This window comes from Myxococcota bacterium (genome assembly GCA_039030075.1).
In the GTDB taxonomy this organism is placed as follows: Bacteria; Myxococcota_A; UBA9160; order UBA9160; family SMWR01; genus JAHEJV01.
Genome location: JBCCEW010000024.1, coordinates 70,195 through 82,917, shown reverse-complemented (window position 1 = coordinate 82,917; position 12,723 = coordinate 70,195). Strand labels below are relative to the sequence as shown.

Annotated in this window: 10 protein-coding genes; 5 read left to right on the top strand and 5 right to left on the bottom strand. The window is 69.1% G+C overall.

Going from position 1 to position 12,723, the window contains the following annotated elements; genetic code table 11:
* The coding region (locus tag AAF430_21315) for a TetR/AcrR family transcriptional regulator (GenBank protein MEM7412786.1) at nt 1–656 on the top strand (656 nt) is incomplete at its 5' end.
* A 117-nt stretch (nt 657–773) separates the two neighbouring features.
* A complete protein-coding gene (locus AAF430_21310) occupies nt 774–2,171 on the top strand; it encodes an ATP-binding protein (protein ID MEM7412785.1) in 1,398 nt (465 codons plus the stop codon).
* Between the two features lie 57 nt (nt 2,172–2,228).
* Here AAF430_21310 and AAF430_21305 read toward each other — a convergent pair whose 3' ends face one another.
* The 4 genes from AAF430_21305 to AAF430_21290 all read right to left on the bottom strand — a co-directional run bounded on the left by AAF430_21305 (nt 2,229) and on the right by AAF430_21290 (nt 7,985).
* The gene (locus AAF430_21305; GenBank protein ID MEM7412784.1) at nt 2,229–4,085 is read right to left on the bottom strand and encodes a hypothetical protein; all 1,857 of its coding nucleotides are present in this window, start codon (nt 4,083–4,085) and stop codon (nt 2,229–2,231) included.
* 206 nt (nt 4,086–4,291) lie between these two features.
* A complete protein-coding gene (locus AAF430_21300; GenBank protein ID MEM7412783.1) occupies nt 4,292–4,756 on the bottom strand; it encodes a hypothetical protein in 465 nt (154 codons plus the stop codon).
* A 77-nt stretch (nt 4,757–4,833) separates the two neighbouring features.
* Nucleotides 4,834–6,417, bottom strand: coding sequence for an AMP-binding protein (locus AAF430_21295; protein MEM7412782.1), 1,584 nt, complete (start codon nt 6,415–6,417; stop codon nt 4,834–4,836).
* Nucleotides 6,414–7,985 carry a FadD3 family acyl-CoA ligase gene (locus tag AAF430_21290; GenBank protein MEM7412781.1) on the bottom strand — a complete coding sequence of 524 codons (1,572 nt, stop codon included), beginning with the start codon at nt 7,983–7,985 and terminating at the stop codon, nt 6,414–6,416. Before AAF430_21290 ends, AAF430_21295 begins: the two co-directional genes overlap by 4 nt.
* An 88-nt stretch (nt 7,986–8,073) precedes the next feature.
* On the opposite strand from AAF430_21290, the gene AAF430_21285 reads away from it, so the two are divergent.
* The 3 genes from AAF430_21285 to AAF430_21275 are packed head-to-tail and all read left to right on the top strand — an operon-like array spanning nt 8,074 to nt 10,898.
* Entirely contained in the window at nt 8,074–9,258 is a 1,185-nt protein-coding gene (locus tag AAF430_21285; GenBank protein MEM7412780.1) for an acyl-CoA dehydrogenase family protein, read from the top strand.
* 1 nt (nt 9,259) lies between these two features.
* A complete protein-coding gene (locus AAF430_21280) occupies nt 9,260–10,039 on the top strand; it encodes an SDR family oxidoreductase (GenBank protein ID MEM7412779.1) in 780 nt (259 codons plus the stop codon).
* Between the two features lie 31 nt (nt 10,040–10,070).
* The gene (locus AAF430_21275; protein MEM7412778.1) at nt 10,071–10,898 is read left to right on the top strand and encodes an MOSC N-terminal beta barrel domain-containing protein; all 828 of its coding nucleotides are present in this window, start codon (nt 10,071–10,073) and stop codon (nt 10,896–10,898) included.
* A gap of 6 nt (nt 10,899–10,904) precedes the next feature.
* Here AAF430_21275 and AAF430_21270 read toward each other — a convergent pair whose 3' ends face one another.
* A complete protein-coding gene (locus AAF430_21270; protein MEM7412777.1) occupies nt 10,905–12,521 on the bottom strand; it encodes an AMP-binding protein in 1,617 nt (538 codons plus the stop codon).
* Between the last annotated feature and the right edge of the window lie 202 nt (nt 12,522–12,723).

Here is a 12,723-nt window from a genome sequence, read left to right as displayed (position 1 = left end):
GTACAGTATCGGAATTCCGCTCCCCGGGCGGTGGACCGACCGACCGCCCCGCACCGAGGTCCCGTGTGGCCGCAGAGAACCCCGCCGCCAGCGCTGCTGGTCGCCCGCGCAGCGAGGAAGCCCACCAGGCGATCCTGGACGCCACGCTCGCGCTGCTCGCCGAGCACGGCTATTCGGGCCTGACCGTCGAGGGCATCGCGGGTCGCGCCGGTGTGGGCAAGGCAACCATCTACCGGCGCTGGTCGTCGAAGCTGCCGCTGGTCATCGAGGCCTTCGGGCAGCTGCCCGGCCTGGAGGACGCGGACACCGGAAACCTGGTGTCCGACCTCGAGCAGATGCTCCGCAGCTACCTGAAGATCTACAGCTCGACCCCGCTCGGGGCGATCACCCCGAGCCTCGCCGGTGAGCTCTCCCACAATCCGGAGCTGATGGAACGCTTCGCCCCGGTCGTTCGTGGCCGACGTCAGCCCCTGCTGCGCGTGCTCCAGCGCGCGATCGACCGCGGCGAGATCCCGGCCGAGACCGACCTCGAGCTGGCGGCCGACCTGATCCTCGGGCCGTTCACCGTGCGCACCCTGTTCACCCGGCCGGGGATCAGCGAGAAGGTCGTGCCCCAGCTGGTCTCCCTGGCGCTCGGCGGCATCCGCCACGGCTGAGCCCAGAGGACATCAGGCCCCGCTCGCCGCGCCTAGGTAGAAACACGTATTCAAGACCTGGGCATCTTCCGATAGAGGTCTTCCGGCTCCCGCCGATTCGAGGTCAGCGAGATTCCGATGCGGGTCCGACAAGCGCAGGCGTGGGACGTCCACCACTCGAAACTCGACCGGTGGCTGGCGTCGACGTACCTCTCCGGTCCGCGCGAAGTCCGAAGACGTGCCCGCCACCTCGCTGGCTCGATCTTCGTCGGCACCGCTGCCTACCTCGGCGCCGGGGCCGTATTCGTCTGGGCCCAGCAGCCTGGGCTCGCTGCGCTCGCGGCCCTGAACGCAGCCGGGGTCGCCGCTCTGCTCGTCCCGCTGAAGCGCGGCCGCTCCCTCGATCACCTCGCGAACGCCTTCGTCGGCATCTCCTTTCCCACCCTGGCAGCGGTCACGATGGCCACCGGGGGGCAGCTCTTCGCGCTCCTCTTCGGCGCATCGCTGATGCCGCTGGTCGCCCTGCTGCTGACGAGCCGACGCGCGGCGACGCTCTGGACCGCGTTCACCTGCGCCTACCTGTTCGCGACGGCGTGCTGGTCGATCGCGGGCCTTCCATTTCCCTACCCGCTTCCCGCCTACCCGGGCGAGTCGACCCGCTTCCTCGGCGCGCTGCTCCTCGTGATGGCGACCTTCGGGGTCACCTGGGCCTACGAATCCTCGAGGCGACGGTCCGAGGAGGAAGCGCGCTCGTCCCGTGCCTACGCCCGGCAGCTGGAAGCGCAGGTGGCCGAGATCGAGCGGCGCCACCTCACGAACGAACTCGAGCGGCTCGGCACGATGGCGGGCGGGATCGTGCATCAGTTCAACAACATCCTGACCACCCTCCTGATGACGTCAGCCACGATCCGAACCGCCACGGAAGACCGGGTCGTACGGGATCTCACCCTCGACATCGATCGCGAAGCGGAGCGCGCCACCCAGCTCACCGGGCAGCTGCTGCAGTTCTCCGGAAACTCGGTGCGCCGCGACGAGCCCCTCGACTTCTTCGAGCTGGTGCACAAGACGGCGGCGGGGTTCGCCGGTGCGCCGATCGAGATCGTCCTGCCCGAGACGCCCGCGCCCATCCTCGGAGACGCGAGTCTGCTCCAGCAAGCGCTCTCGGGACTCCTCCAGAACAGTGCGGAAGCCCTGAGTGGAAGGGACGGCTCGGTCACGCTCACCGGCGGCCGCCGGCACCTGACCCCAGACGCGCTCTGCCGATTCGTAATGGGAGAGGGCCGCGACGCCGGCGAGTACGTCTTCCTCGAGGTCGCGGACGAGGGTTGCGGTGTGGCGGCGGCCGACCTCCCGCGCATCTTCGACCCGTTCTACTCCACGAAGTTCCCCGGTCGAGGCCTCGGCCTGTCGACGCTGCTGGGCATCCTGCACATGCACGCGGGCGCCGTGCGCATCGCCTCAGAGCCCGGTGTCGGCACTGCACTCGAACTGGTGTTGCCACTCCGGCCACGGCACGACACCGCAGCGCCGCACTGATCTCGCTCGGCCCCGGGGTGCGTGGGCGCCGGTCTACCTATCGACCAGCGAGGGCGCTCAGCGAAGCTGGCGCCCCCGTCGCGTGCGCGCGAGCCAGAGCACCAGCACGACGCCCGTCGCCTGCAGGACGAGCGCCCCCGGCTCCGGCAGCGACATCGGGGCTTCGAGGTCGATGATCCCATCACCCAGGAGACCGCTTCCCGACAGCGGGGTGAGCGCTCCGGTCATGACGTCCACGGCGTAGACGAGGTCCATCCCCCCGCCGGGCCCCGAGATTCCAACGAACACATCCTCGCTCGCAGCGGTGATCCGCCCGAAGCCCGGGAGGCTGCCCGAGGTCGTCGGGACCAGGCTCTCTGCGCCGGTGATGGGATCCTTCCGGACGATGCCGGCGAACGAGAGGTTCGCCTGGGTGTCGTAGATGAACAGGTCGCCATCCGGTCCGATCGCGAGATCGACCGGGTTCGACAACAGCGGCCCGCTGGGCAGGAGCGTCTGGGCGCCGGTGTCGAGATCGACGCGGATCACGCTCGCGGGTCCCGCGCCGACGACGCTCAACAGATAGACCCCGCCCGCATCGTCGACGGCCATGCCGCCGCCGACGACGGGGAGCTGGATCAAGCCGCCGACCGCCACGGGAAGCTGGGAGCCCGTCACCGTGTCGATCCGCACGATCCCGTCGCCGGCCCCGTTGAAGGCCCCGAGCGCGAGCAGGTCGTCGGTCGTGGGGTCGATGGCGATGTCGCTCTTGCTGAACAGGAAACCCGAGGGAGACACCGCACGGATCGCCCCTGTCGCGGGATCGATGCTCCCGAACCCGCCGAAGGCGTTCGCGCCGAAGACCTCGCCGAGTGCCCCCACGGTGATCCGGAAGAAACCCACACCCGGCACCTCATCGACGGGTCGCTGGGCGCCGGTGCTCGGGAAGATCTCGACGAGGGCCGCGCTGAACGTAAACGGCGGGTTGGGGGCGGTCGAAGCGGTGTAGATGCTGGAACCCAGCACCACCACCGCGACCGCCTCACTGTCCAGCAGCCCGCCGCTCGCAAGCGGGGTCTGGGTGGCCGTGGCGGGGTCGATCCGATAGACGCCGGTCGTCGTGGTGCCGGCCGTCGGGTCCGTCCCTTCGAACACGATCGGGTTGCCCAGCGCGTCGACGTCGATCTCGGTTCCCGACACGAAGATCGACACCAAGGTCTGGGCACCGGTCGTGATGTCCACCTCGACGAGCACCCCGTTCGCGAGTACGAACAGGCGCGTACCGAGGAGCGCCAGCCTTGCCTGCTGGGGCGGCGGGCCCGCCAGGCTGAGGAAGCCGCCGCTCGCGATGCTGGTCGCCACGCCCGTTGTCTGGTCGACCCGAAACACGCCGGGACCGCCCCCGAATGCGGGCGCGACGTCGTAGAGCAGCACGTCTCCCGAAGGCTCGACGACGAGGTCGACCGGATCGCCGATGCTGGGCGAGATCGGACGGGCCGTCTGAGTGCCGGCCAAACCGATCTCGGTCAGGGTGGGCGCGGTGCTCTCGCCGAGGACGACGATCTGCCCCCCGTCCCCACGCGCGATGGCCGACGCTTGATCCAGCAGCCCCGGAGGCACCGATGTGCCCGTCCCCCGCGCAACCAGGGTCTGGCTGCCCGTCACGGGATCGACGCGCACCACCGCCGGTTCGAAGAAGCCGGGGCTTCCCGCGTAGAGCACCAACAGGTCTCCGTCGCCCGAGTCGTCGGCGTCCAGGATCCCGGAGAACACCTGCAGCTCGGACACGAGCGTGCCGGCGCCGCTGTCCGGATCGACGTCGACCAACCCGGTCGGGATGGCGGTGACGCTTCCGACCACCTGGAGTTGGGCGAGCGCGGGACCACTCGCGACAGACACAACGAACACCATCCACACGAAACGCAACGGCAGCATGACCCCTCCAAGTTCGGTCGGGGTCGTGAGCCAATATCTGCACACCCCCCAAGCGAAGACCGGATCATGCTACGCGAGTGGCGCGCGCCGCGACCAAGGGTTTCGCCGAAGCATCGATTCGCGCCGCGCTACATCGAAGCAGCGCAACCGCGCAAGCACTCGAGGCGCAGGCCCCGCGCCGGCCCCCCCAGGCCGGCGCGACGCCATCAGCGCTGCGTCCGCTCGAGTCGCTCCGCGAGCGCATTCAACCCGCGAGCGAGATCGGTGTACGCATGCGCCCCCCGGCGCAGGGACACCCGCGCGCTGTAGTCCCCCGCGGACAGCGCGCGCACGTGGCGCTCGAGCGCCACGGTCGGTCCCATGAGCCGGTGCACGTAGGCGGCACAGAGCGCCGCTACGGCGATCGCCCAGCCCGAGCAGATCGCCGCCGTCACGTTCAGATACAGCCGGGTCTGGCCCACGATCTCATGCGCAAGCCCCTCCGGCGCCAGGGCCAGGGTGGCTCCGAAGAGATCGCGGTAGGCCGCCATGCTGTTGCCGACCGCCAACGCCCCAAAGCCGAGCGTCAGTCCGAGGACACCCAGCGCAAGCTTCGAAGGCGCCCCCGGCGCCCGCCAGCGAAAGCTCCTCCGCTGCTGCGGTCGGTGTTCGACGACACGAATGGTCCCCATCCAAGAGTCCCCCACGGCCCCGTCCGATCCCCGTAACGGACGCGCTCGCGGGTTCGCTGTGTGAGGACCGTCACCGGTCAGCCCGCGCCGGTACTCCCGAAGCGTTCGCGCAGCGCCTGCTTTTCGAGCTTGCCGGCCGGGTTGCGGGGGACGCGATCCACGATTTCGAGCTGCTCCGGGATCTTTTGCATCATCAAGCCCGCGTCCTTCAGGAAGCGCACCATCGCATCGAAGCCCAGGACTTCGCCGGAACACGCAACCACCGCGCAACAACGCTCGCCGAGCGCCGGGTCGGGCAGCCCGATCACCGCGACGTCCTCTACCTGGGGGTGCTGGTAGAGGAGGTCCTCGACCTCCTTCGCGCTGATGTTCTCGCCTTTGCGGATGATCACGTCCTTGAGCCGCCCGGTGACGCGCAAGTAGCCCTGGGCATCGAGGCTGCCCAGATCGCCCGTGCGGAGGAAGCCCTGGGCGTCGAACGCCGCGGCGTCCAGATCGGCGTCGAGGTACCCCTTGAAGAGCTGGGGCCCCCGGACGCGGATCTCCCCTTCTTCCCCGGGCGCGCACTCGGCTTCGGCGGCGCCGACGATCCGGATCTCGGCGGTGGCGGGGTTCCGACGCCCCTCGCTGTGGGCGAGCTGTTCGGGCGGATCCGAAACGCGCCCCATGGCGACGATCGGACACTCGGTCAGCCCGTAGCCGGACACGATCCCCACCCCCCCCAACTCGCGCTGGATGTCGAAGTGGAGTTCGGGCGGCTTGGGTGCTCCACCGCCGGGAAACGCCACGACCTCGGGAAACACGGGCGTGTCGGGCTGGGCACGCTGGGCGGCCAGGTAGGCCTGGTGGAACGCCGTGCCCGCACCCGCGTGGGTCACGCCGTGGCGGGCGAGCAGCGGGATCGTCGCGTCGGGCACGAAGGCGGGCACCACGATGTGGGTACAGCCGGAGAGAAAGCTCGCGATCAACCAGCCCACCCCACCGACGTGGGTCACGGGAAACACGAGCGCCACCCGCGAGTCGGCGCGGAGATCGAGCGCACGGGCCATGCCCGCGTGGGTCGCGATCAGCGCCGCGTCGGTGTGGCGCGCGCCCTTCGGATCGGCCGTGGTGCCCGACGTGTAGAAGACCCAGCGCGTCGTGCGGGCTTCCGTGTCAGCGGGCGGCGGCGGCAGCTCGGCAGGATCGGCTTCGGGCAGCTCGCCGATCTCGTAGACATCGAGGTGTGGCGACTCGGCGGCGAGCGTGCGCGCCATCGACCCGTAGTCGAAGCCGCGAAACTTGGGCGGTACGAACAGCGCCCGTGCCCCGGTCTGACCGAGCACGAAGCGCGTCTCTCGCTCGCGATAGATCGGCAGGACCGGATTCTGGATCACTCCGAGCCGCGCGAGTGCGCCGCACAGCACGATCGCCTCGACACTCGTAGGGAGCATCCAGGACACAGGGGTCCCGGACCCGACGCCACGGGACGCCAGCGCAGCCGCCACGCGCTCGGCGCGATCGCGGTAGCCCGCGAAGGTGAGATGCAAGTTTCCCTCACCGACCAGGAAGACCGCGTCGGGCGACACCGCGGCCCGCGCCTCGATCAGCGCCCAGAGCCCCGCCTCGCGGGAGCCCGCGAGGGTTTCGGTGAGCAGTGCGTCGGCGGCGGGAGGGCTCACGCCGCAGCGCGTGCGCGCAGGGCGACCTTGTCGACCTTGCCGCCGGCGTTGATCGGCAGGGCGTCCACGATCTCGACGCGACGGGGGACCTTGTAGTTGGCCATCTGCTCGCGACACCAGGCGATCAACCCGTCGGCGTCGGGCGTGTGGCCCGGCGCCGGCACCACGAAGGCCATGCCCACTTCGCCCATGCGTTCGTCGGGCACCCCGATCACGGCCACCTGGGCGATCGCGTCGTGGGAGAACATCAGGTTCTCGATCTCGGCCGGGTAGCAGTTGAACCCGCCCATGATGAACATGTCCTTCAGGCGATCGGTGATCTGGAGGTAGCCCCGCGCGTCCATCACGCCGATGTCGCCGGTGCGCAGCCAGCCATCGGCGGTGATCGTCTCCTTGGTCTGCTCGGCCGCATCGAAGTAGCCACGCATCACGTTGAAGCCGCGCACCCAGATCTCACCGGGCTCTCCCGGCTTCACGTCCTTGCCGTCCGGGTCGACGCAGCGCACCTCGACACCCGGAATCGGCTTCCCCGAGGTGTTCGCGATCGTCTCCGGGTCGTCGTCGGGCTCGCACATGCTCACGGTCCCACACGACTCGGTGAGCCCGTAGGCCGTCAGCACGAGGTCGAAGCCCAGCTCTTCCTTCATCTGGCGGATCAGCGCGACCGGGATCGCGGCCGCACCGGTCGTCGCCGCGCGCAGGCTCGAGAGGTCGAAGCGCTGCCAGTCAGGAACCGAGAGAAGCGACTGGTAGATGGTCGGCGCGCCGGGCATCACGGTGATCCGCTCGCGCTCGATGCGCTGCAACACGTCCTCGGCGTCGAAGACGGCCTGCGGAACGATCGTCGCACCGCGCATCACCGAAGACAGCCAGCCGGCCTTGTAGCCGAAGGTGTGGAAGAAAGGCGCGACCACCAGGTAGCGATCGTCGTCGCAGAGCGAGATCAGCCCGGACCAGGTCTCGAAGACGGCGAGGTTCTGACCGTGGTCGGTCATCACCCCCTTCGGCTTTCCCGTCGTGCCCGAGGTGAAGAGCATGTCGAGCATGTCGTCGGGGGACACGGCATCGGCGCGGGCGCGGAACGCCTCGTCCGAGGTGGCGTCGCCCTGGGCCAGGAAGGCGCCGAAGGACGTTGCGCGCGGATCTTCGCCGCGCAGGAGCACCAGGCCCTCGAGGTCCGGGAGGTCCTGGCCTTCGAGCATGCCGACGTAGTCGGTGTCGAGGAATCCTGCGACGGTGAAGAGCCAACGCGCGCCGCTCTTCTGCAGCTGGTACGCGGCTTCCGCCCCCTTGTGTCGGGTGCTGAGCGGCACGAGCACCGCACCGATGCTCTGGATGCCGATGGCTGCGACGACCCACTCGGCCACGTTCGGGGCCCAGATCGAGACGCGATCGCCGTGCTGGCAACCCGATGCGACCAGCGCGCGCCCCACCCGCTCGGCGGCGGCCCCCAGCTCGCGGAACGAGTAGCGCGTGTCGCTGTCCTCGATGGCGGGCCGATCGCCGTAGCGGGCGACGGCAGCCGCCACCATGCGGGGCAGCGTGCGTTCCTGAGCGGGGTCGGTCATGGCAGCTCCGGGTCGTTCATGGCAGCAACCCAGCGGGTTGCTTACGATCCGTAGCGTATCGGAATTTACGCCGGCGCGAGGCCCTGGGATGCATCTGCAATTCGATCCGGAAGACGAGCAGTTTCGCAAGGAAATCTCGGATTGGCTCGAATCCGAGCTGGCGACCCCCGAGTTCTCGAAGCTGCGGGGACGGGGCGGCCCCGGGGACGAAACGGCCTACGTCGACGAGCGCGTCGCATGGGAGCGCCACCTGGGCCAGGCCGGCTGGATCGGCCTCGCCTGGCCGAAGGCCCTCGGCGGCCAGGACGCCTCTCTCGGACGCCAGGTGATCTTCCACGAGGAGTACGCCCGGGCCCAGGCGCCCGGACGGATCGGCCACATCGGCGAGAACCTGCTGGCGCCCACCGTGATCGCCTTCGGCAGCGACGAGCAGAAGGCGCGCTTCCTGCCGCCGATCCAGCGCGGGGAAGAGCTCTGGTGCCAGGGCTACTCGGAGCCGAACGCGGGTTCGGACCTGGCGAACGTCCAGACCCGAGCGCGCCTCGAAGGCGACGCCTGGATCCTCGACGGCCAGAAGGTCTGGACGTCCTGGGCCGAGTGGAGCGACTGGGCCTTCGTGCTCTGCCGCACCGACCCGGACGTGCCGAAGCACAAGGGGCTCTCCTACCTGCTGGTGCCGATGAAGCAGGACGGCGTCGAGATCCGCCCGATCCCTCAGATCACGGGCACTGCCGAGTTCAGCGAAACCTTCTTCGACGGCGCGCGGACCGACGCGGGGAACATCGTCGGTGCACCGGGGGATGGCTGGAAGGTCGCGAACGGCACCCTCGCCTTCGAGCGCGGCACCTCGACCCTCGGCCAGAACATCCTGTTCCAGAACGAACTCGACGAGATCGTCGCGATCGCGAAGCAGAACGGAGCCGCCGAGGATCCCCAGATCCGCCAGCGCCTCGCCGACGCCTGGATTGGTCTCGAGATCATGCGGTACAACGCGCTGCGCATCCTGTCGGACGCCGGCAGCGACCTCCCCGCCGCGGCCCTGGTGACGAAGATCTACTGGGCCACCTGGCATCGGAACCTGGGGAAGCTGGCCATGGACGTGCTCGGGCCGGAAGCCGAGATCGGCGACGCCCTGCCCTACGAGCTGAACGCCTTGCAGCGCCTGTTCCTGTTCACCCGCTCCGAGACGATCTACGCCGGCTCGAACCAGATCCAACGCAACATCATCTCCGAGCGCGCCCTCGGCATGCCGCGCGAACCGCGCCCCGCCTGACATGCCGATCGTCCCCACGCCTCCGAAAGGACACGCCCTGCTCGAGGGCAAGACCGTCGTCATCACCGCCGCCGCCGGCACCGGGATCGGCTTCTCGGTGGCTCAGCGCTGCGTCGAGGAAGGCGCGCGGGTCCTGATCAGCGACCTGCACGAGCGGCGACTCGGCGAAGCGGCCGAGAAGCTCGCTGCGATCGGCGGGACCGCGCCGGCCACCTGCCTCTGCAACGTCACCGACGAAGCCCAGGTGCGGAACCTGATCGACACGGCGATCGGCGAGCTCGGTCAGATCGACGTGCTGATCAACAACGCCGGCCTCGGCGGTTTCGCGCCCGTCGCGGAGATGACCGACGAGCAGTGGCACCAGGTCCTCGACGTCACCTTGACCTCGGTCTTCCGCATGACGCGCGCCGTGCTCCCCCACATGACCGAGCGCGGCAGCGGCGCCATCGTGAACAACGCCTCGGTGCTGGGTTGGCGCGCCCAGGAAGGGCAGTCCCACTACGCCGCGGCGAAGGCGGGCGTGATGGCCTTCACCCGCTGCTCGGCGATGGAGGCCGCGGGTTCGGGCGTGCGCATCAACGCCGTCTCGCCGAGCCTCGCGATGCACGAGTTCCTGTCGAAGGTCACGCCCGACGGGCTGCTCGAAGAGCTGGTGGGCCGCGAGGCCTTCGGGCGTGCTGCCGAGCCCTGGGAGATCGCGAACGTGATGGTCTTCCTCGCCAGCGACTATGCTTCCTACATGACGGGCGAAGTCGTCGCGGTCAGCAGCCAACGCGCCTGAGCGGCCCGCCCACGACGCCGCCGGAGGCCCCATGTCCCAGGTGACGGTCCGCGAGCTCCAGGTCTTTCCGGTGAAGGGGTGCCAGGGGGTGCCCGTCGACCAGCTCGACATCACCGAGCTCGGCATCGTCGGCGACCGCGAGTTCGTGATCTGGGAAGACGGGCAGCTCGTCGACCAGAAGGACACGCCCCAGGTGGCCGCGCTCGGCGTCGACCTGGATCGAGCCGCCGGCCGCCTCCGCTTCTCCCACCCCGACCACGGCGCCTTCGAGCACGAGATCCGGGAGCACGGCGACCTTCGCAAGGCGAAGTGGGTGCTCGACGACATGGAGACCATCGACCAGGGCGACGCCGTCGCCGACTGGCTCGGTCAGGCGGTCGGGCGACCCGTGCGGCTGGTCTCCCCCGGCGCTCCCTGGAAGATCAACTTCCCGATCCCCCAGATGGAACGCCTCCACACCCAGCCGAAGCACCGCTTCTTCGCGGCTTCGCCGGTGTCCCTGGCCAACCAGGCCTCCCTCGACGATCTCAACGCGCGCCTGGACGAGCCGGTGCCGATGGACCGGTTCCGGATCAACGTCGTGGTCGACGGCATGGATGCCTACGCCGAGGATCACATCGACCGCATCGGCAACGGCGACGCCGAACTCCTCCAGGTCACCCCGGCCGAGCGCTGCGTGATCATCACGACCGACCAGAAGACCGGCAACCGCCCGAAGACCGACCTGATGAAGGTGCTCAGCGACTACCGCCGGAAGCCCGCCGAAGAACGCTTCGGTTCGGGCGTCATCTTCGGGAACTACATGACCGTCGGGAAGCCCGGCACCCTGCGCGTCGGCGACCGACTGACCGTCGCGTAGCGCCGCCTAGGAGCCCCGCTCCTCGACCACCTTGCGGGCCCACGGGTAGTCGGCCTTCCCGTTCGGCGCGCGCTGGACCTTCTCCACCACGAAGAGCTGCTTCGGCACCTTGTAGGCGGCCAGCTTCTCGCGGGTGAACTCGCGGAGCGACGCGCCGTCGAGCTCCCGACCCGGCCGCGGAGACGCGACCCCGGTGACGCGCTGGCCGAACTTCTCGTCCTCGACTCCCACCACAAGGCAGTCGAGCACGTCCGGGTGCTGCTTCACCGCCTCTTCCACCTCTTCCGGGTAGACCTTCTCGCCCGCGGTGTTGATGCAGTTCGAGCCGCGGCCCAACAGCTTCAGCGTGCCGTCGGCTTCGATCGACGCCCAGTCACCGGGGAAGGAGTAGCGGACCCCGTCGATCGTCTTGAAGGTGGCCGCCGACTTCTTCTCGTCCTTGAAGTAGCCGATCGGGACGAGGCCACCCGCCGCCACCATGCCCGTCTCGCCCGAGCCGGGCTGGACCTCGCGGCCGTCTTCGGTGAAGACCTTCGTGGTCGGATTCATCGCGAACTTCGCGGTCTCGCCGACGTTGCCGCGCGAGGTGATCTGGGTCCCCATGCTGCCTTCGCTGCTGCCCATCGCGTCGACCAGCAGCCAGTCCTGCCACTCGAGCAGGCGCTCCTTCACCTCGCTCGTCCACATCACCCCGGACGAGACCATCAGCTTCACCGAGCTCGGGTCGTGGGGCTTCCCCTGCTCCTTCGCCTCGTCGAGGGCGCGCAGCATCGGTTTCGCGAAGGCGTCGCCCACGATCACGAGCTGGCTCACCTGCTCCTGCGCCGATACCCGCCAGAGCTCGTGGGCGTCGAAGGAGCGGCTCTCGAGCAGCACCACCTTCGCACCGCTCATCTGGGGAATCATCGCGCCCAGCCAGACGCCGGTCCCGTGCATGAGCGGACACGCGGGGATCGACACCAGGTGGTTGCCTTCCTTCCACAGTTCCTCGGCGATGCTCGGGATCTCGTCGACCTCGGGCAGCCGTCCCACCAGGATCGGGAAGCCGATCCCGATGAACCCCTGCAGCATCCCGCCGACGTCGTACATCACGCCCTTCGGCATCCCGGTGGTGCCGCCCGTGTAGAGCATGTAGATGTCGCTCTCGGCGCGGTTGATGCGCGCGGCGGGATCGTTCCCGGCGATGAGATCCTCGTAGGCCACGCTGCCCGGGACCGAGTCACCGCCGTCATCGACCTCGATCCAGCGGCGCACGCCCTTCGCCCGCTCCATCACCCGCGCGACGCGATCGCCGAGGCTCGAGTGGTAGACGAGCGCTTCCGCATCCGAGTTCTCGAGCAGGTAGAGGAGCTCGTCGTCGAGATAGCGGTAGTTGACGTTGATCGGGACCTGGCGTCCCTTGAAGCAGCCGTACTGGGCTTCGAGGTACTCGGGCGAGTTGTACAGGTAGAGCCCGACCTTCGAGTCGGGCTTCAGGCCGGCATCCGCCAACGCGGCACTGAAGCGTGCCGAACGCTCGTCGTACTCGGACCAGGTGCGACGCACGTCTCCGCAGACGAGCGCCTCGCGATCTCCGATGCGATCGGTGATCGCCTCCCACAGGGTGGCGTAGTGCTTTTCCAAGGATCCCTCCGCTAGCAGGTTGTTGGAGGGCCCTGGACCGAACCTCGCGAGCGAGTTTCGGGTGCATTCGAGGCGCCGAAACGAAGCCGTAGTGTCGCTACGGCGAGCTTCGGGAACGACGAAGGCGCTCGAAAGACGCCGCGCGGCGACGGGAATGGGCCCTTCAGCATTCTGCTGGCGCCAGTGTGCAGCGGAGGCCCCT